This is a genomic window from Paenibacillus sp. FSL L8-0641 (assembly GCF_038006265.1).
GTDB lineage: Bacteria > Bacillota > Bacilli > Paenibacillales > Paenibacillaceae > Paenibacillus > Paenibacillus polymyxa_D.
Genome location: NZ_JBBOUW010000001.1, coordinates 2,808,523 through 2,829,827 on the forward strand (window position 1 = coordinate 2,808,523; position 21,305 = coordinate 2,829,827).

Consider the following 21,305-nt stretch of genomic DNA (forward strand, 5'->3'; position numbering starts at 1 on the left):
TCCATAACAGTATATGTATGTTCCTGCCCAAATTTGATAGCAACCCTCAAGAACGCCAAGAGCCCCCACGGAATAATCCGGGAGGCTCAAGATATGGCGATATCAGAATGATTCATTGATTTATACATGTACAAGCTGGAGATAACGTTGTGTTTCATCCAGAGCTTCATGATCTTCGTCTTCAGCGTAACGCTCTGCACACTGCTTGCAGTCCTCTTCAGTCGTGCAACCATAGGCATCCTGGCAAGTATAACAAAATTGTAGGTAGTATTGGGTTAACATATGATCCTGATTCGCTCTCATGATTATCACTCCTATCGTTGTTTACAGGTTTAGTATAACAGCGGCTTATTCGTTAGTTTGTGATTTTTTTCACATATAGTCGTATAAAATTTAAATTTTTTAAAAATAAAACGCCCTGAGAAAAATACCCCAGGGCAATCACCTTTATAGCGATTATAAAATTCTCCAGTTCGCACCGCCGTCCGTCGTTTTCAGCAGCAGTGACTTCTTGTCATCAAGGCGTTCCAAAAGAAGCCAACCCACCGAAGAGGAAGCGAAACGGAGCTTAACCGATCGTGGGTAGTCTTTTAGCTTCAAAGGTAGCACTTTGTTGCCTGTGAGACTTGTCCACGTCTTCCCCCCATCCATTGTACGGCTCATTCCGGTCTCGGTTATGATCCACCCTTCCTTTTCATTTAGAAACGTACGGCCAGGGATAATAGAATTAATGTTGCTACTCAGACCCAAAGGCATACCGTTCCATTGTGTCCCTGTATCGTTTGTAAACAGTCCGTTATATTTTATGGCCTTATCCCCATAGCAAAGAACCGGAATCCAGTACGAGGCACTGCTCCCTTTCAGAGACTGCTGGGCTTCTGCTTTGGCCTGAGGGCAGCCCTGTATTCTGTTAGCTACCGGAGTCCAGGTTTTCCCTTGATTCAAAGTCTTGTACAACTTAACACTGTTATCCAGATTGATCGCTACAAACCCCTGATTGTTGGAAGAAAAGTTCATCCCCGCCAGGCTGCCCCGATCGGGTAAACCTGAGCCTGATTTGTTAGATGTCATACCCGAACTTTGCGCAACTTTATTCCATGTGGCTCCCCCGTCAGTGGTGTGATACAACAGTTTTTGTTGATCCTGCTCATTCAGATTTACATATGCCATGATCCAGCCAGTAGTTGGATTTACATATTGAATCGAGCTCACATGGTCCCCGCTTGGAAGCGCTGAAACATCCCAGCTCTGTCCTCCATCTGCTGTTCTCAGAATGACGGTTGCTGTTTTGTCCAAATTTTGACGGACAACCCAACCGTGACGAGAATCAGTGAAACTGATGTCCTTTCCATATTCAAGTTTGTCTTGAAATTGGACGTTTTCGGAGGGAGAAATATTATTCCATGTCTTTCCGCCATCATGAGTATCATAAAGTCGGAGCTCATTATGGGTAACTCCCCAAACTAACCCTTTATTATTATCAATCAAATGAAAATCCGCTATTCGCGTCTGAACTACATATTTGGCGTTGGGATCGCCCACCTTTGGAGTCACTGGTGGATTAATAGTAATCGTCTGACCCTGATCATCAGGTTCCTCAATCGGAGGTTTTGTTAACGTTTCTGGGGCTTCAGCAGAACAGGCAGTCAGCAGAGTACCTATTAGCAGTAGTACTCCCCCCAAGAGCGCACGCCAGCGCAGTTTCATATAAAAATCCTCCCTCGATGGCATGCTGTAATCACGTGCCAAAAGCTTATCTGAAACAGAATTATACCATAAACGCCTCTATGTGACACATTTCGCGTAATGACAAAAAAAACCGGCCCCTTCACAAAAGTGCAGGATGCCGGCTTTTTATACTATAAAATTTATTAGGATTTACGGTTCAACAAACTTTTGTGGTATCCATAGAAGAAATAGATCAGCAATCCAAGCAGGAGCCACACAATGAATCCAATCCAGGTGCTAATATGAAGCTGAAGCATCAGACCGATGCAAACCAAAGCACTTAAAAGCGGGAGCAACGGAACCCACGGCACAGTAAAGCCTCTTTTCAAATCAGGGCGTTTCTTGCGCAGAACGATAACCCCTACCGATACCACAGCAAAAGCGAACAGGGTTCCAATACTCGTCAAATTGGTCAGTGCATGTAACGGGAACAATCCACTAGCCAATGCGATAATACTACCTACCAGCCAAGTGCTTCGAATCGGTGTTTGAGTTTTGGCATTTATTTTAGATAAAAATACGGGTAAAAGACCATCACGTGACATGGAGAAAATCAACCGCGTTTGACCAAACAACAGCACCAATAAAACGGTGGTCATCCCCGCAATCGCACCGACTGAAATCAATCCGGCTACGAAATCCTGATGAATAAAGCGGAGAGCAAACGCAACAGGATCACTTACCCCCAACTGCGTATAAGGTACCATTCCCGTTAGCACAACTGAAACGGCAATGTACAATACCGTGCAGATCGCAAGAGAAGAGATAATGCCGATGGGCATATTCCGCTGCGGATTGCGCACCTCTTCGGCTGCAGTTGAGATGGCATCGAAACCCAGATAAGCAAAAAATACGATTGCCGCAGCACTCAAAACACCAGAAAATCCATAAGGCAAAAATGGTGTCCAGTTGTCAGGCTTAACATAAAAGATACCGATTGCAATAAATAGCAATACAACTCCGACTTTAACACAAACCATTATTAAATTGAATCGAACCGTCTCCTTGGCTCCGAGACTCAGTAACAGTGTGATGAGCATAATGATGCACACGGCTGGTAGATCAATAATGGTTCCCTTGGTCGAATCGAAGGCTGCGGTTAAAGCCAGCGGTAAATGTACATCAAATCCAGCCAGCAAGCCTTGAAAGTATGCAGACCATCCACTACTCACAGAGGCGGCCGCCACTCCATATTCCAGAATCAGGTCCCAACCCAGTACCCAGGCCAAAATTTCTCCAAATACAATATAACTATACGCATAAGCGCTCCCAGCTGCGGGAACTGTAGAAGATAACTCCGCATAACATAAGGCTGCTAGTACGCAGGCAATACCTGCAATAACAAAGGAGAGCATCAATCCAGGACCTGCATTTTCTGCTGCTGCCTTGCCAGTAATAACAAAAATCCCGGTACCGATAATACATCCTACACCTAGCATGGTGAGATCAAAGGCACCCATTGTTCTCTTTAAGTGACCTGTAGATCCGCTTTCCTCATGCGGGAGCAGTCCTGTTTTTTTTCGAAATAAGTCCATATGCCGAATCCTCTTTCCATAATTTCATGCGTCAATATCGGTGCTGCAACGCTTTAGTGCGTGTTCTTATCATCGATTAATTATTAGCGAGCTCGCCTTTGAAGTCAAGGAAAAATGTCATATTTCTTTGCGGTGGGTTAGTATATAGGGTACACTGAGTTGGAAAGATAAATTTTTAAGTAATATCCCAAAATGAAAAGGTATACAACCCGAGAAGGAGATGAGGATTTTATGAGCTTAAAACCTTACAAACGAAGTAGAGTGGCTATTGTCGGCATGGGAGCGGTTGGCACAACAACCGGCTACACCCTGCTGCTGCGCCAACGCATGCAAGAACTTGTCTTTATTGATGTCAACGTCAAAAAGGCGAAGGGGGAAATGCTCGATATGAATCATGGGCTTCCTTTTCTCGGCGGTGTCAAAGTATGGGCGGGTGATTATGAAGACTGCCGTAATGCAGATATCATCATTGTTGCAGCGGGAGCTTCACAAAAGCCGGGAGAAACACGTATTGATCTTCTCAAGCGTAATGCCGAAATTTTTGAAAGTATTATTGATAATATCGTCAAGGTCAATACACATGGCATTTTGCTGATCGCAACCAATCCAGTGGACATTCTCTCCTACATCTCTTGGAAACGCAGTGGTTGGCCTTCAAGCAGAGTCATTGGATCAGGAACGTTGCTGGACAGCGCACGCTTCCGCTATTTGATCGGGAAGCAAAAAGGCATCGATCCACGAAGCATCCACGCCCACATTATTGGAGAACACGGTGACTCCGAGTTACCTGTATGGAGCACGGCCAACGTAGCTGGAACTCCGCTGGAACTGGGTGAAGAAACGAAAAATGAAATTTTTGAAAATACCAAGAATGCTGCCTATGAAATTATAGATGCTAAAGGCGCAACTTCTTATGCTATAGGGCTGGCTCTCGACCGAATCGTAGCCGCCATTCTCGGGGACGAGGGGTCAGTACTTAATGTGTCCACCTTGCTGGAAAATTATAACGGAGTATCTGACGTATATTTAGGTGTTCCAAGTATCGTAGATCACAATGGGGTACGTGAAATTTTGGATCTTCCGCTCAATGACGAGGAACGTGCCAGGTTGCTTCAATCTGCGGACAAGCTGAAAGATCAAATTAGCAAAGTTCATGTGTAGATCGGGAACATAAAAGCTAAACAAAACTGGCCTCCACAGCGGAATACCCGTTGAGAGGCCAGTTTTTTTAGTCATTATAATGTAAAAGTTCAGTTTGTCGTCCTGCTATGAATTCGAATTACCAAGGTGGCGTATCGCCATCCGCATCCTCATTTTCATGCTGGCGTTTCTCTTTTAGCCGCTCAGCCACCGTTTCAAACGATTCAGGTTGAAGCAGCTCAATCGGTGAAAATCCCTTTTCAAACGTAAATGCGTCACCTTCAATAATAAGTGCATATCGATCATGAAGTTTCGTGATATGCAGCTTGGCGCCAAAGTCGGACAGTAGCCCACGCACGGCCGTATCATCTAGTTTGAAACGAACTTCAATTTCTGGTTTCAGCTCGACAATATGCTGTGCAGCCTCTACGACCTGGAGAGGTTCCCATTTCCCTTGCAGGTCCCGTTTTTCGCTCGCCGCCCACAATTCCAGATCGCGCTCTTCCTGCTGTCTTTCCTCATTAGATGCATCCGGCCATTTGGTTTCTACATAGTTCTGAACGAAGCCCATGACATGCTCATTGACGATTTCCGGCATGGATTGCTCATAGGTCACGAATTTCAAAAAATCTTCAAAATACCGGGCATGCGAAGACTGGTGAATTTTAAGCTCCCATTCATCGTTCATCCCCTCCTCAAGCATGTAAGGATACATGATGGATTTCATATTACGGGCAGAAATAGCCATTTCGACCTCACTCACCAGACTGCTTTCCGTAATTCTGGCAATTTTAGGTTCGAAATCACATTTTAGCACAAAAATAAACGGGTCATCCGAGTGTGTATTCAAGGTAGCCTGTACAATGATCAGCGCTCCGCCGCGTACTGCGCTCGTATCCAGATACATCCGCACCAGATCGTCACAAGCATTTTTAAAATCTTCCTTATCCTCTGCTGCCCGCAGTCGGGCGAACATATTGAAATTCGGATTACTGCTCAATTCATGCTCCGGTTCGACGATAAAGCGGCCGATTTTGGTCGGTGCCTGCTCTGTGCTGGGATTTTTTTCAACCTTTCGCTTGCTAATACGAGTAAATTCCCCGTCCAGAAATTTTTTAACATCGCTTTCATCATAATCGTAGTCGTCCATCGTAGCATAATGCTTATAGGACTTACCACCCTGTCCTTCTTTTCCATCTACCTGAATTACAAAAAAAGATAAAAAATCTACTTGAAAGTTCATTTACGTTCCATTCGCTCCTTTTCAGGCATGTACGCGTAATTATATCACTATGATTTTAAAAGGTACATCGGATTCAGCCGCCTATTATTAAGATAAACATTTTTAGTTAACATAATATTTATTATGTAAATTAATTTTTCAATTAGATATCATTCCTAATTCACAAGTTTAAAGTGAGTACTTTTACTACTATTCTATTTCACGTCTTTAACGATCATTGACCTCTTTATTTTCTATGCTCTACTTTCTTCAGGATTCAAAAAACATTTGACTAAATAGTAGTTAATTTATTATATTATCTATTATTACATAGACAAAAATATTTTTTGTTTATTTAAAATGATATCTCGAAGGGCATGCGCCCTAAAAACAGGAAAGGAGAGTTTGTAGTTGTTTAATAATCCATATATAAGAACCATTATTGCCTCCAATGCGCTGTTAAATTTGGGCATTTGGGTGCGCAACTTTGCCATACTGTTGTATGTAACAGATTTGACTCATAATGATCCCGTATACGTGTCGCTCATTTCAGTTGCTGAATTCATGCCTATTTTTCTGTTCGCTATCATTGGAGGAACATTCGCGGACCGTTGGCGGCCCAAACGGACCATGATTAGTTGCGATTTGCTGTCCGCTGCCTCTATTTTTATTGTCTTGTTGGCATTATGGTACGGGTCATGGCAGGTGCTTTTGCTGTCCACTTTCTTTTCGGCCATTCTATCTCAATTTTCTCAGCCGTCTGCGATGAAGATATTTAAGCAGCATGTAGCACCTGAACAGCTTCAGGGAGTGATGGCCCTTTTTCAATCTCTCATGGCATTATTTATGGTTATCGGCCCCGTTATCGGTACATTTATTTATCAACACTTTGGAATTTTCATTTCAATGTCTATAACCGGAATATTGTTTCTCATCTCGGCGCTTGTCCTGACTCGTATTCCACAAGATGAACAAGCACTTGAGATAGATGATCAACCCCCTCATTTCATTCAAGAGCTTAAAGAAGGAATACGTTATGTATGGAATAACCGCACACTTCGCACGCTTGGGGGAACATTCACCGTAATTGGGCTAGCGGTCGGACTTATTCAACCATTAATGGTTTTTGTCGCCATCGAGAACCTTGGACAAAACAAGGAATTCCTGCAATGGCCGTTAATGGCGAACGGAGCGGCTATGCTGGTGGGAGGCGGCCTGATTATGGGGGTTGCAAAAAAAGTACAGCCGCAATTACTGCTGGTGGTCGGACTTTTTGTCAGCACACTGACAACCTTTGGAGTCGGATGGTCGCACAATATTGTGCTGACCATGGCACTACAAGTTTTCAGCGGCCTATTTTATCCTTGCATTCATATCGGTATCAACACAATGATGATGAAAAACGCCGAAGCTGCTTTTATCGGCCGCGTCGGTGGTGCCCTCTCTCCCCTGTTCTCCGGGATGATGGTCGTCGGTATGAGTATCGGTGGAACACTCAAACACGAATCCTCCCTGAACACCGTATATACCGTGAGCGCCGGCTTGTTTTTGGTCGGAGCGACGCTGTTGTTACCATTGCTTCGTGACAGGCGGCCTGTACAAGCTGTCATAGCCGATGATTCTGAATAGCAGCACAAGAAACCGCCCCTGAAGAGGTGATATGCCATCCTCCGGGGTGGTTTCTTAATGTTTGTATCATAATTTCAGATGGATTATGACTCTCTTCCTTCATGCTGTCTTTTCCACAATCGTGCATCCAGGCCGTTATCATCCAACAGCTCATCATGTTGTCCCTGCTCCACGACCATTCCTTTGTCCAATACTACAATACGGTCTACGTTTCGTATCGTTTTGAGGCGATGAGCAATAGCAATGACCGTTCTACCTTGGACAAGGCGGTTAATAGCCTGTTGAATATCCTTCTCATTGTCATTTAAAAGATAACAAAGCTTTATTAGATATCTAGTTTACATAATATATGTTATGTTAATATAAGGATCACCATTGTAGCGTATTAAAGAAGTGGGACTTGACTTCAACGCCTGTCCAATCGTATAGTATGGTTATATCTTCAATTAAGGGAGAGATTTTGATGTCGGTGAACGTTCTTAACTAAGCAATTGCATATTCAGGGAGTATCATCAGGCGCTTGTACCCTTCGGGGACAGGTTTGTTTGTTGCCGTGTTGTTACCCTGATATTAGTTAAGAACATGCGGATATCATAAATCGCCTTCGGGATTATCTTCATCCAGGCCCTATTCCGTGCTGTGTTCAGCGCGGTTTTTTTGTTTTCAGATTTTGTAACCTCCTTTAAACGTCTTCCTTTCACGATCCAATTAGCTTAGCAAAGAGCTGTTGCGTGAATGAATTGGAAACACGGAACTCGGAACTACAAAAGCTGAATAACAGGCTTATTTGAAGATAAATTCCCTCTTTCCTTAAGGGCGGAGAATGAACGTTTTGTTCATTCTCCGCCCTTTTTATTTTTACAGCAAGGTTTCCAAAATCCTTACACCACACAAAACCAAAGGAGAGATTTATTCATGAACGAAACTACAATGCTGCGTTTGGAATATGATCAAATTAAAACAAGAGTTTCTGAATGTGCTTTTTCTTACCTGGGTAAGCGTCACGCTGCTTCTATGCGGCCAATTACTGATATCCGTACCATTAAGATTCGTCTTGACGAAACGAACGAAGCGTTACAGATCATTCGCCACGGAGCAAGTGTCCCTGTTCCTTCGTTGGAAGGAATGGAGCACATTCTTCAACTGCTCGGAACCGGGTATATGTTCAGCGAGCGTGATTTTTCTCATATGGCTCAATTCATTCGAAGCTGTATTCAACTGATAAAATATATGCATTCCAAGGCGGACGCTGCTCCAACCGTCAGCGCTTATGCATCTTCCATGTATAGCATGGAGCCACTTTTATCCGAAATCGAAAGATGTATTCATTCGGGACGTGTGACGGATATGGCCAGTAAAGAACTAGCTAAAATTCGCAAAAAAATTGCGGTTACTGAAGAACGTATCAAGAGAAAACTTGACTCTCTCACCAGCCGTCACCGATCCATTATGCAGGAAAATATGATTAGTCAGCGCAATGGCCGTTACGTTCTTCCAATCAAAAAAGAATTCCGTAAACAAGTGAAAGGTAATGTACTGGATGAATCAGGAAGTGGTCAAACGGTTTACGTTGAACCTGCCGAGATTACGAATCTGCAATTCGATCAGAGCGCGAACATGGCAGAAGAATCAAAAGAAGAAATGAAAGTGCTGGGAGACCTGACGGCAATGGCTGAGTCATACAACCGGGAACTAAGCATCAATACAGAGACAGTAGGTGTATTGGATTTTTTATTGGCAAAAGCCAAATACGCCATGACTCTGGATGCTATCCCTGTCGAACTTAACCTTAACGGGATTATAGACATCCAAGGTGCACGTCACCCGTTGATGTCCCATACCATGGTGCCGCTTGATTTCTCAATTGGCGAAGGATATTCCTCACTCATCATCACCGGACCGAACACAGGCGGAAAAACGATGGCCCTCAAAAGCGTCGGTCTTTTAACACTAATGGTGCAATCGGGGCTACTGGTACCTGTTTTGCATGGCAGCCGAATGGCTGTATTCGAGGAAATTGTGGTAGACATCGGGGATGGACAAAGCATTGAACATGCTTTGAGCACCTTTTCTGCACACATCCGCAACATGATTAGCATATTAGAGACAACAGGCAACTCTACTCTGATCCTGATTGATGAAATGGCATCCGGTACCGATCCGGGAGAAGGAGTAGGTCTCTCTATCGCGTTGCTAGAAGAATTCCATCGTCGCCGGGCGACAGTAGTGGCTACAACGCACTTTAGCGAAATTAAGCATTTTGCTGAAAATACACCGGGATTTCAGAATGCTCGTATGGAGTTTGATACCGAAACGCTACAGCCTTTGTACCGACTTCGCATTGGAGAGGCCGGAGAAAGCTACGCATATGCAATTGCCCTGAAGCTGGGCATGTGGACACGTATTATCGAGCGTTCCGAGGCCATTTCTGCGGGCAGAGCATCTCAAAATACACAGGAATCGTTTGTTATTCCCCCTTGTGTTGATGATGAAATGTCTGATGATGCAAATAAGTCTCTTCCTAAAAAAGCGGCTTTTGACGATACAGCCACAAAACAGAGGAAACAAGAACTTCCTCTCAAAACCAAGCCATTTGCCCTTGGTGATAGTGTTTATGTAGGCTACCTGGATCGAACTGGAATTGTATACAAAACCGAGGATGAACGGGGGAATGTCGGAATTTTGATCCAAGGACAAAAACTGAGCATTAACAAAAAGAGGCTCGTCCTTCACATCGCTGCTACTGAACTGTATCCTGACGACTATGATCTGGATATTGTTTTAGAAACCAAGGAAAACCGCAAAAAACGGAAACTGCTGAGACGCAAGCATGTCGAAGGAGTGATGATCGAATCTCCCCCAGAAAATGAAATATAGACGCACCGGTATATTCTCAACTGAAAAATAAGCTATTTTTATATTGTCAGTGAAACTTGAATCTGCAAGCGGACACTTAACAAGAGCGATCCACTTGCAGATTCTACCACAACGAAAAACATAATATATATTATGTAAACTAAACGGTTTCCCTCTTATTTGTATTACTCAATCCGGCACTCATCGAATAATCACTTTTGTTATCATTCTAACGTTAGGATACAAAGGCATCTTATGTTTAGATTTGTAGGATTCAAAAAATTGATAGGGATGTTCTTCTTTCATGAGAACGTCCTCATTTAAATTAACTACCATAGTACCAGGTTCAAATTTATTTCTTTAAATAAATTTGTGTTAGCTTTCGTCAAGGCAATATCATACTAACCTTTAATTCACCATTGCTTTCCAGCTTATTTTGAATTATTCTAATGCTAATCATAAGACGATCATTAAAATAAGGAGGCTAGTCTATTGAAGAATGCTGTTGAAGAACTGGCGAGAATCATCGAAGATTTATCATGATTAAGCATTCAACATCCCCTATCAAAATTGAATCGTATGCGCAAAATGAATGGGTGGCAGCTAATCAGTATCAGGAAGTGTTCTCTTACGTGGATGTCATACATCTATGGAAACTATTGAATAAGCAAATCATAAATGTTTTAAACTCATGTACATCATTCGATTCTAAGAAAAGATTTCAAAAAGATGACCACTCCACCGAAACATTACAGTGGCTAGTTGACGATTATATTCAGCATTTGCGGCATCATTTGGAACAAATCAATCAAAAACAAGACTAACGCTATGAAAAAGAATACTACGTTCATGATTGTAATGACCTAATGACGTTGATGTGATTTTCAAGTCAGGATGTAATTCTGCCCAATGAGTTTACATAATTATTATTATGTAAACTCATTTTCATTTAATCTCAACTTTCACGCTGTACTTATAATCCTGATATTGGTATCTGAATATCCAGCTTATCCATTGCTTTTTCTTTTTCCCGATCAGTGACATGTGTGTATACTGTGGTTGTCTGAATGGATGAATGCCCCAGCAGCTCCTGTACGGTACGCAGATCTGCTCCCTTACGCAATAGCATTGTCGCAAATGTATGTCTCAGCTTATGGCTGGAATAAGCCTCCCGGCGTTCTATACTCTTATCTTGCTGGAATCTTTCGAACGTTTCTGTAGCGATCTGTTGAATGGTGCGCACTGCCAGACGGCGACCTTTTTGGGATACAAACATCGCATCCTCTTTACCTCTCCACGGCGTCAATCTTTCCTCCAACGCATGCTCTACAAAATCACACACGGTTTCCGGTACCGGGAGAGTACGCCACTTACGTCCTTTACCGAACACATCTAAGGTACGTCTTTCCCGGCTGTAATCCGAGACATTCAATGAATGAACCTCCCCCACCCGCAATCCCATGTAGACCATCAGCAGAAAAATTGCCATATTACGATTTGCATATTTCCCCTCCACCGCGAGCAAAAACGGATGAATATCCTTTTCATCCAGATAGACGGGCATACGATTCTTTTCAGTCTTTGCTTTTTTAATTCCCGCTGCCGGATTTGTGCTGCATAACTCAAATTCCTGTAGCGCTTTAAAAAAACTGTTCACCGCTGCATGCTTCCGGTTCCGCGTACTATCTCCGGCGCCTCCTTCCCGCGCTTTAGACAAATACGACATAACATGAATCTTCTTCACCTGATCGAGTGGTTTATCACGCAACGTGCGTAAAAACTGCTTCACATCCCCTATATAATTTTTTTGCGTATGTATCGTATATCCAGCATCCTTCATCCAGATCAAAAAAGCCTCCAGCTCCTCGGTATATATTTCATCAATTTCTTCTGTTGTATCGAGCTCCACATGTCGCAACTCTTTTTTCATCCCGCTCGCCTCCAATTCAGTTCATATTCCGAAATATACTGTAAAACGATCATTTTCGTCTGATTTTTATCGACAATTCAATCGACATCTTACGCAGGAGAGATTCCAAAAGTCGTTTTAAACCTAAACAGCGTATAATTTATATTATACGCTGTTTTTTAAACGCTTTTCAAGGGTAAATAGAGCGTTTCCCCCCTTATTTAGCAGCCGAGCGAAAGCATTTAGCATTAAAAAAACGCATAAATGCGGTTCATATTCGTTATAATTTTGTTCGCCAGTAACCAGAAAGGCACTACTACTTTATAGCAGTGTCAGAATTTGAGGACCATCCTCTGTTATCGCAACTGTATGTTCATATTGAACACAAATCGAATGATCTATTATTCGAGCTGTCCAACCGTCATGTTCCACACAAGAACCCCAACTCCCCATGATAGCCTTTAAATCAGAAAACATGAGACAGTCAAATTATATACATTAAGTTAATTGCCCCTAATCCCTTGTTATCGCCAGCATCAGGAAGTATATCTAAGAACTCATGGGGTGAGTCGCTGTCGACACGGCATGGATGATGAGAAAAAGTAATTTGCAGTCTAGCTCCGTTTTCCCTTGATCATTCAGCACGATATACTTAAAGAAGTCGAAAGGCAACCTTATATTCGACCTATGCTCATTTCAAATATGTAGGTTTATTCACGACAAAGGGAGTGTTCATTTATTTATGAGTACCGAAATGCTGGAACGTCGAAGTGAAATTCTAAAACGAAACATCCATCAATTGCTGGTTCAGGAAAATCAACACGGCGTGACACGTCAGGAAAATTACACGTTGCATAAAATGATCAGAGAGCTGCATCAAACCTCTCATGCCTTGAATACTTCCCGTTGAGATGAAAGGCTGCTAATCAAATGAAAAAATAACCTTCAGCCCCACTTCTCCTTAGTGGTGTTGAAGGTTATTTTTTGTGTGTAGCCTTTAATTGACAGGTAGTACTCTTTCGGATGTTACCCTTTGGAGCGACTCAGCAGATATAAGAAGTATGGCGCACCAAGAATGGCTACAATCAAACCTGTCGGAATTTCTTTCTGTAAAGGTAAAGATCGTGTGATCGTATCCGCTACAAGTACCAGGAGTGCTCCGACTAAAGCACAGGTTACCAGCAACATTTTATGCTTCGGGCCCACCAGCTTTCTCGCCAAATGTGGAGCCACCAAACCGACAAAGCCGATACCGCCACTAACCGAAACACTAGAACTGGCCAACCCAACCGCAGCAGCGAGAAGGAGAATACGTTCCTTTTCGATAGGTGTACCCAACCCCGATGCCGTCTGATCTCCCAGATTAAGCACATTCATCACATTTGCTTTGTAGTATGCAAAAGGAAGCAATACAATCAGCCAAGGCAACAGAGCCATTACGAATTTCCAGTTTGAGCCCCAGATGCTTCCTGCTAACCAATTAGCTACAGACGTGTAACTTTCAGGTGTCAGCTTAAGAGTCATAATGATCATCGCAGCACTGATACCCGCCGCTACACCAATCCCGCTCAGCAGTAGCCTTGTTGGGGAAATTCCTTCGCCTTTCTTGTAAGAAAGCGCGTAGATCAGAATAGCAGCTGCTCCTGATCCAATCAGCGCAAGAGCGGGAAGTAAAAACAATGAATTCGTAGTTTGCATAGATGGAAAAAGCAATACAAACAGCATGACCATCAGCCCGGCGCCCGCATTAATCCCCAGAATACCAGGGTCCGCTAGACCGTTACGCGAAACTCCCTGCATAATGCAGCCAGAAACAGCGAGGCCTGCACCGATTAGAAGGGAAATAACCATTCGTGGCAATCGGAATTCAAATAGGATTAATTCCTGCTGTGGAGTCCCTTGCCCAAACAAGGTTCTAAATAGCTCCATTGGCGAAAGTCGGATGGTTCCCGTATTTGCACTTATGGTGAACGCAGCAATGAGCAATATGAGCAGAATGACAACAACCATCCAATCATGGATTTTTTTACGATGACTAGCTTTGGCAATAGCCCCATTCGTAACGTTATTCATTTTACAGTGCCCTCCTTTCCTTACGTGCCAGATAAAGGAAGAATGGAACCCCGATTAAGGCAATAAGTACACCCACTGGTGTCTCCTCAGGCGCATTAATCATACGGGCTGCCAGATCGGCAAACACAATGAGTAAAGCTCCCATAATGGCCGAGCACGGAATAATCCAGCGATAATCGACGCCAACCAGCTTGCGGGTTATATGGGGAATAATCAATCCCACAAAACCTATAGAGCCAACCAATGACACTGCTGCACCCGCCAGAATCAGAACAAGAATCATCCCGACTACCTTTACCACCCCAGTTCGCTGACCAAGACTCAATGCAATTTCGTCTCCCAGACTAAGCAGCGTAATGGAGCGCGACAACATGAGAGCGCCGATAAAAGCTGCCACAACCCAAGGCAAAACTATACCGAGCTGAACCCACTTGGTTCCACTAAGCCCTCCGGCATACCAAAAAGCCAAATCCTGTCCAACATTAAAGTACAAACTGATCGCATCTCCTAAGGCAGACAGCAATGCCGTGACAGCTGCACCCGCCAATACAAGACGAACTGGCGTGAGACCTGATTTGGATATAGAACTTGTACCATATACCATCACAACAGCCAGAGCTGCACCAACGAAGGAATACAACATTAATTGTAAAAAAGAAGAACCCGGAAAAAGTGCAAAGCAAATCGCCATCGCCAAGCTGGCTCCCGAGTTCAGTCCAAGCAAGCCCGAGTCAGCAAGTGGATTTCGAGTCATTCCTTGCATAATTGCACCTGCAACGGCAAAGCAAACACCGATTAAAACCCCACCCAGAATTCGAGGTAGACGGATTTCCCAAATAATTTGATGGTTTTGCAACTCGGGTTTAAAATGAAAAACAGCGTTCCATACCTCTTCTAGCCTAATAGAGGCTGCACCAAAAGATAGGGATAGCGCGATACCGAACGCTAAAATTCCAAGCCCAACTGTCAGGATAAGCGTAGCCGCCCAAGGTCGCGAGTGGAATTGAGTCGGCGACTGGTTATGTTTACTTTGAGCGGGGCCATCTGATGATTCTGATAATTTCATAACTATTGTTCACCCTTACTGTTGAATAGTATGTAGCTATCACGAACTGTGTTGAAGATGATGTTGATAATGAGAATTATTATCACGCAATCTTTACTATTGTAAATTAATGTGGCAATAGCTTCAATAGCAAATTTCGAGGAGTGCCTAATGCTCTACCCTATTGTGAAAAAATAAAGCCCTTCGGCATAAATACCAAAGGGCTGCGAACAACACCGAAACGACTACTTCTGTGCGGCGTTCTCTTTATTCCGCTGGACGATCATATCTGCGATTTCCTCAGCTTGTCCTACAATGGCAATCGGGTCGAAGTACCAATATCGATCCTCCTGAAGCTCAAAAACCTTACCTTGCCGGACCGCATTTAGTGATTTCCATATGCTGTCTCCTTTGTAACCCCTCAAATCCTTGTTAACCGTCAGAAAGATATAAGAGCCTGCATATTGATTAATGACTTCTTTTGACACCGACTTCCATTGAGTCTCACCTAATAATTCTTTTTGGACAAGCGGCGGAGGTGTCAAATTGAGTCCTCTGTATACGGCCTGTCCTCCTCTGCCAAAATTATCACCATATACATAGTATTCTTTATCCGAAGCTTCCATTACGGTGAACGTATCCTCAGGCTGAATAATACCCTTTAGCTTGTCACGTGCAGCCTGCATCCGCTGATCGTATTGGGCAAGCCATGTTTTGGCTTCCTGTTCTTTTCCAAGTAGCTCACCAAAAGCTGTCAGTTCCTCATGCACATTCTTATACGTTCCATAAGGAATGACGATGGTCGGAGCAATTTTACTATATTTTTCATATTCAGAAGCATCTTTGGAACCAATTAGAATCAAGTCAGGCTCCAGAGTCAATACTGTTTCAATGGATACGCTGCCGCGATCTCCAATGCTTGCAATGCCCTGCACAATCTCCTTCGAAAACGGATTATCCAGATAATATTTAACACTTCCCACAGGTTTAATCCCTAGTGCTAGTAAATCATTCTGGTACATATCAACTACAATCCGCTGAGGGTGAACCGGAATCTTAATATCTCCATGAATCGTTTTGACTGTTTTCATTTCCTCTGACTTTTGTTCACTAGAAGTTTGATTCTGCTTTTCATCCGGTTGCTTCACGTTTCCACTACAGGCGGTAAGAACTAAAATGACTGACAGAAGCATCATCACAATCCACATTTTCTTTGTCAAGCCCAATCTTCCTCTCTCTATTTACGGTGTCATATCGGCCTATTTACGTTCCATATTGAGCTTGGTGCAGGCGACTATACGCTCCTTTTACTGCCAATAACTCTTCATGTCTGCCTTGCTCGGCAATTCCTTGATCTGCAACTACGATAATGCGGTCAGCATTTTTGATTGTTGCCAGACGATGGGCGATAACGAGTGTCGTGCGACCTTGGGAAAGCTCTGTCAGCGCCTGCTGAATCGCGGCTTCTGTCTCTGTATCCAACGCTGATGTCGCTTCATCTAAAATGAGAATAGGCGGATTTTTAAGGAACATCCGGGCAATAGACAAACGTTGCTTTTGACCACCGGAGAGCTTTACACCTCGCTCACCGATCATTGTACCCAGACCATCCGGATATGAGCGAACAAGGTCTTCAATCTGAGCTCGACGAGCAGCATCCCAGATTTCTTCTTCCGAAGCATCAAGCTTACCGTAAGCAATATTTTCACGAATCGTTCCATCAAAGAGGAATACATCCTGCTGTACGATACCAATCATGGATCGCAGCGAATCCAGCTTCATTTCACGGATATCCATCCCATCAATGGTAATGCTACCTTCCTCAACATCGTAGAAGCGAGGCAACAAACTGCAAAGTGTCGTTTTACCTGCTCCTGAAGGACCTACAAGTGCTACGGTTTCACCTGCATGGATAGATAGGTCTACTTTGCGTAATACCTTATCTTTGCTTTCGTAACCAAACGTTACACCTGCAAATTGAATATCTCCATTAAGATGGCTAACCGCCTTGGCCCCAGGCAGATCTTCTACATCCGATTCACTTTCCAGCAAATCCAGGTACCGTCGGAAGCCGGCAATCCCTTTCGGATACGTTTCGATGACAGAATTAATTTGTTTAATTGGCCCCAGGAATACATTAGACAGCATCACAAATGCGATAAATTCCCCGTAGGTCATCTGTCCTTCGATAACAAACCATGTTCCACACACAAGCACAAACAATGAAACCAGCTTCATTAGTATAAAACTAATCGAGGAATTCCAGGCCATAATCCGGTACGCGATCAGCTTCGTTTTACGAAAACGTCCATTATTCTCAGCAAAACGTTCCATTTCATGTGCTTCGTTGGAGAACGCTTGAACAACGCGAATCCCGCTGACATTATTTTCAATGCGAGCGTTATAATCCGCAATATCAGAAAACATACGATGGAAAGCAGCAGACATTTTACGGCTGAAATAAAGAGACAAGTAAATCATGAGGGGTACAATGATGAAAGTCAGTACAGCCAGCTTCCAGTTAATGCTGAGCATGATACCAAAGGCTCCCCCCAGTGTCATCAACGCGATGAACAAATCTTCGGGTCCGTGGTGGGCAATTTCCCCAATATCCATCAGGTCGTTGGTCATACGGGAAACGAGATGCCCTGTTTTGTTATTGTCAAAAAAGCGAAAAGATTGCTTTTGTACCCGATCAAATAGCTTTTTACGCATGTCCGATTCGATGTTAATACCCAGCTTGTGCCCCCAATAGGTAACTACGTAATTCAGCGCAGCACTTATGACATAAATACCGAGTAGAGCTAGACAGGCATATAAAATCCATTTCCAGTTCCCGCTGGGTAGCAAATCATCGACCACCCGGTTGACTGCAAGCGGAAAAGCTAACTCCAGCAGTGCTGCCAGCAAGGCACAAGAGAAATCAATGATGAACAAAGTCCGGTAAGGACGGTAGTATTCAAAAAATCGTCTAAGCATAGTCATGACTTCTCCTTTCTAATTTCAATTGAACTGATCACTTCGGATCAACGGAAAACATTTTAACGGCCTCATCCAGCGATTGGTCAACGGCTAGCGGTGAGTACGTAAACCACGGATCTGCTTTGATGAAATACACTTTGTGGTTCTTGACAGCCGGAAGATTTCTCCACAGTGCACTTTGTTCAATTTGCTTAAGCATTCCGTCCTTGCTCGCTTCATCATAAACCAGCATAATAATTCGGTCTCCTGATAGTTCAGGCAGCTTTTCCATTGAAATAACATCATAAACATAATTAAATCTCGGGTCCTTCGCCAGCTTCTGGCGTATGTACTCAGGAGGATTCAATTCCAGTGAACGGTAAATAACATGTCCTACATTCCGCGCTCCGTATACCCTTAACACATTCTTATCGTAGGCCATATAAATCGTAACCGTTTCATCTTTTTTGAATTTTCCAGCCAGCTTCTTTCGACCTTCTTCAGCCTTTTTGTTGAAACTAGCGATCCACTGCTCGGCTTCCTTCTCCTTACCCAGCACGGCTGCGACATTCCGCAGTTGCTCAAATACGTCGCCATCTCCAAACGAAACGACCACGGTTGGAGCAATTTTCTCCAGCTGCTCCTTCACTTCTGGCGTGGTATATTCTGTTGTGATGATCAGGTCCGGTTGTAACTCCAGCACCTTTTCTACATTTGTCGGGTTCCCAATATCCGCAACTCCGTCAATCTTACCTTTTAAATAGTCGCCTTCCAACAAGTGGGAAGCAGCACCTGCAGGCTTAACTCCCAAGGCCAGCATAGCATCCAAATATTGTGTCGTGACAACTCGCTGTGGATTTGCAGGGATACTGATCTTATTACCAGTAGCATCAGTATATTCGCGCATGACAACCGTTTTGGATTGTCCGGAAGGATCATTAGTGCTGGTCTTGTCATTTGTCTGGTTGTTGCTAGCTGCGTTTCCACATGCACTCAATACAACCATCAAAAGAACCACAAGACAAAACGTGGATTCCCATTTTAATCTGTACCTTTGTTGCACAATATACGTCCTCCTTAGATATATACAATTCATAATATGATAGTGATTCTCATTATCATATAATTGTTATTCTATCTTTTACCGTCTGTTCTTACAATACAAAAATAAAAAACTTCCATTTATGTGTATGTATCGTCATCGTAGAATAGCCAAAAAAAAGAACTGATGCGCATTACAGCATCAGTCCGAATAGCTTAATATGTTAGGTCAAGCGTCCTTTTTATTTCGATTGATCCACTAACTCCAGCTTAGCGGGAATGGATGTTTTCACGGTTTTACCTTGAAGTACATCCTTGGCTGCCTGCACCGCCAATTGACCAATAAGCTCGGGTTGCTGAGCTACGGTGGCTGTCAGTTTCCCTTCCTTAATTGATTTAAGCGCATCCTCGTTACCGTCAAAACCGATGACTGGAATGTTCTTACCTGAGCTTTGGATTGCTTCGATCGCACCCAACGCCATTTCATCATTGTGGGCAAATACTGCCTGAACGTCCGGGTTGCCTTGCAGCAGATTTTCCATCACGTTCAAACCTTTGGTCCGATCAAAATCGGCCGATTGTTTAGCTATGACTTTCAGATCCTTATCTGCTACTTCATGGAAGCCTTTCCCACGTTCACGGGTAGCGGATGCTCCTGGAACACCTTCCAGCTCGATCACCTTGGCACCTTTTCCAACTTGATCAATCACATATCGGGCAGCCATTCGTCCTCCCTCTACGTTGTCTGAAGCGACGAGTGCTTTTACATCGCCTTTGTCAGCAGAACGATCCAGTGTAATAACCGGGATGTTCAATGCATTCGCTGATTGTACCACAGTGGAAATGGCCGAAGAATCTGTCGGATTAATGAGTAACGCGTTTACTCCCTGTTGAATCAGATCATCCACGTCATTACTTTGTTTCGCCGAATCATTTTGTGCATCCACAACAATGACCTGCATTCCTTGTTTTTTGGCCTCTGCCACAACTCCGTCTTTGAGAGAGACGAAGAATGGATTATTCAGTGTTGAGATCGACAAGCCGATTTTAATGTCCTTCAGGTTCGCGGCCGCTTTAGGTTTCGCCCATTCGGGCGGTTCCAAGGAACACCCTGTCATGAGCAGGAGCAGCAAGGCAGTCATGATTAATGTAAGCTTTTTCATATTTATGTGTCTCCTTATACGCAGATTAGGTGTATTATGCGGATTTTTTACGGTCAATCAATACAGCAATAGCGATGACGATCCCTTTTACCACCATTTGATAAAATGAGTTAACCCCCAGCAAGTTCAAGCCATTGTTTAGCGTACCGATGATAAGCACACCAATTAATGTACCTACGATTCGTCCGCGTCCTCCCGAGAGGCTTGTTCCACCTAATACGACAGCCGCAATGGCGTCCAATTCATAAGAAGTACCTGCTGTAGGTTGCGCCGAGTTTAAACGGGAAGTCAAGATAGCTCCCGCCAACGCGGAAAGCATTCCAGCCAGAGAATAAATCCAGATTTTTACACGCGGTACTTTAATACCAGATACAATTGAAGCCTTCTCGTTACCACCAATGGCATACGTTTTGCGTCCGAATGGTGTTTTATGCAAAATGATCCATAGAACAGCAAAGGTAATGAGCATCGTAATCGCTGGAACCGGAATACCGAACTGATAGCCACGTCCGAACAATTGAAATACCAGACTGTCTCCGAGTCCTGTAATAGGGTTACCGTTGGTATAAACGAGTGTCAATCCTCTGAAAATAGTCATGGTTGCTAGTGTAGCGATAAACGGAGCCATTTTACCTTTCGTAATCATCAAGCCGTTGACCATCCCCATCACGCCACCCAATGCACAACCGATGATAATCGCCAAAATAGGATCGAACCCGGCCAGCATCATATTTGCGACAAACGCACTGGATAGTGCTAATATGGAGCCGACTGATAAATCAATTCCGCCTGTGAGAATTACGAAGGTCATACCGAACGCAATCAGCGCATTAATGGATACCTGGCGCAATAAATTCAAAATATTAAGCGGTTCCAAAAAGCTGGGATTTAAGACCGATACAATGATTACCAAAATAATGAGCCCCAACAATGGGCCAAGCTTCTGTGTGACTTGTGACATTTGAAAGCCTTTGCTGCTTTTTGATTCATTCATAGTTGTCAT

At 43.6% G+C, this 21,305-nt stretch carries 16 protein-coding genes and 2 pseudogenes; 4 read left to right on the plus strand and 14 right to left on the minus strand.

Annotated elements, in window-relative coordinates; all coding sequences use genetic code 11:
• Nucleotides 1-120: 120 nt before the first annotated feature.
• The 3 genes from MKY16_RS12420 to MKY16_RS12430 all read right to left on the minus strand — a co-directional run bounded on the left by MKY16_RS12420 (nt 121) and on the right by MKY16_RS12430 (nt 3,263).
• A complete protein-coding gene (locus tag MKY16_RS12420) occupies nt 121-303 on the minus strand; it encodes a hypothetical protein (RefSeq protein ID WP_029517499.1) in 183 nt (60 codons plus the stop codon).
• A gap of 153 nt (nt 304-456) precedes the next feature.
• Complete coding sequence (locus tag MKY16_RS12425) at nt 457-1,707, minus strand: WD40/YVTN/BNR-like repeat-containing protein (RefSeq protein WP_340955526.1); 1,251 nt, start codon at nt 1,705-1,707, stop codon at nt 457-459.
• Between the two features lie 164 nt (nt 1,708-1,871).
• A complete protein-coding gene (locus tag MKY16_RS12430; RefSeq protein WP_254347405.1) occupies nt 1,872-3,263 on the minus strand; it encodes an amino acid permease in 1,392 nt (463 codons plus the stop codon).
• Nucleotides 3,264-3,494: 231 nt separating this feature from the next.
• On the opposite strand from MKY16_RS12430, the gene MKY16_RS12435 reads away from it, so the two are divergent.
• A complete protein-coding gene (locus tag MKY16_RS12435; protein ID WP_340955530.1) occupies nt 3,495-4,424 on the plus strand; it encodes an L-lactate dehydrogenase in 930 nt (309 codons plus the stop codon).
• Nucleotides 4,425-4,542: 118 nt separating this feature from the next.
• Here the strand turns inward: MKY16_RS12435 and MKY16_RS12440 are convergent, their stop codons facing one another.
• A complete protein-coding gene (locus tag MKY16_RS12440) occupies nt 4,543-5,646 on the minus strand; it encodes a DUF3900 domain-containing protein (protein ID WP_029517495.1) in 1,104 nt (367 codons plus the stop codon).
• Nucleotides 5,647-6,036: 390 nt separating this feature from the next.
• Between MKY16_RS12440 and MKY16_RS12445 the strand changes: the two genes are divergently transcribed.
• On the plus strand, nt 6,037-7,254 hold the full coding sequence (locus MKY16_RS12445; RefSeq protein WP_340955531.1) for an MFS transporter: 1,218 nt from the start codon (nt 6,037-6,039) through the stop codon (nt 7,252-7,254).
• A gap of 83 nt (nt 7,255-7,337) precedes the next feature.
• Here MKY16_RS12445 and MKY16_RS12450 read toward each other — a convergent pair.
• Nucleotides 7,338-7,556, minus strand: a pseudogene (locus tag MKY16_RS12450) (ABC transporter ATP-binding protein); the annotation flags it as partial.
• Between the two features lie 613 nt (nt 7,557-8,169).
• Here MKY16_RS12450 and MKY16_RS12455 point away from each other — a divergent pair.
• Complete coding sequence (locus MKY16_RS12455; RefSeq protein ID WP_340955532.1) at nt 8,170-10,131, plus strand: endonuclease MutS2; 1,962 nt, start codon at nt 8,170-8,172, stop codon at nt 10,129-10,131.
• A 952-nt stretch (nt 10,132-11,083) separates the two neighbouring features.
• On the opposite strand, the gene MKY16_RS12460 is transcribed toward MKY16_RS12455, so the two are convergent.
• Together MKY16_RS12460 and MKY16_RS12465 are read right to left on the minus strand one after the other, a co-directional pair.
• Complete coding sequence (locus MKY16_RS12460) at nt 11,084-12,040, minus strand: tyrosine-type recombinase/integrase (protein ID WP_340955534.1); 957 nt, start codon at nt 12,038-12,040, stop codon at nt 11,084-11,086.
• Nucleotides 12,041-12,340: 300 nt separating this feature from the next.
• Nucleotides 12,341-12,463 (minus strand): annotated as a pseudogene (locus MKY16_RS12465) (type I methionyl aminopeptidase); the annotation flags it as partial.
• Between the two features lie 298 nt (nt 12,464-12,761).
• Between MKY16_RS12465 and MKY16_RS12470 the strand changes: the two are divergent.
• Nucleotides 12,762-12,929 carry a hypothetical protein gene (locus tag MKY16_RS12470; protein WP_007432475.1) on the plus strand — a complete coding sequence of 56 codons (168 nt, stop codon included), beginning with the start codon at nt 12,762-12,764 and terminating at the stop codon, nt 12,927-12,929.
• A gap of 116 nt (nt 12,930-13,045) precedes the next feature.
• On the opposite strand, the gene MKY16_RS12475 is transcribed toward MKY16_RS12470, so the two are convergent.
• The 7 genes from MKY16_RS12475 to MKY16_RS12505 form a co-directional block, all read right to left on the minus strand.
• Complete coding sequence (locus tag MKY16_RS12475) at nt 13,046-14,092, minus strand: FecCD family ABC transporter permease (RefSeq protein WP_340955536.1); 1,047 nt, start codon at nt 14,090-14,092, stop codon at nt 13,046-13,048.
• Nucleotide 14,093: 1 nt separating this feature from the next.
• Entirely contained in the window at nt 14,094-15,158 is a 1,065-nt protein-coding gene (locus tag MKY16_RS12480; protein ID WP_322252710.1) for a FecCD family ABC transporter permease, read from the minus strand.
• 224 nt (nt 15,159-15,382) lie between these two features.
• The gene (locus MKY16_RS12485; protein WP_069011770.1) at nt 15,383-16,363 is read right to left on the minus strand and encodes an ABC transporter substrate-binding protein; all 981 of its coding nucleotides are present in this window, start codon (nt 16,361-16,363) and stop codon (nt 15,383-15,385) included.
• Between the two features lie 37 nt (nt 16,364-16,400).
• A complete protein-coding gene (locus MKY16_RS12490) occupies nt 16,401-18,116 on the minus strand; it encodes an ABC transporter ATP-binding protein (protein ID WP_069011768.1) in 1,716 nt (571 codons plus the stop codon).
• Between the two features lie 37 nt (nt 18,117-18,153).
• Nucleotides 18,154-19,161: an ABC transporter substrate-binding protein gene (locus MKY16_RS12495; protein ID WP_340955540.1), complete on the minus strand. Its 1,008-nt coding sequence runs from the start codon at nt 19,159-19,161 to the stop codon at nt 18,154-18,156.
• A gap of 220 nt (nt 19,162-19,381) precedes the next feature.
• Entirely contained in the window at nt 19,382-20,302 is a 921-nt protein-coding gene (gene rbsB / locus MKY16_RS12500) for a ribose ABC transporter substrate-binding protein RbsB (protein WP_025720638.1), read from the minus strand.
• A 34-nt stretch (nt 20,303-20,336) separates the two neighbouring features.
• Entirely contained in the window at nt 20,337-21,305 is a 969-nt protein-coding gene (locus MKY16_RS12505; protein ID WP_340955543.1) for an ABC transporter permease subunit, read from the minus strand.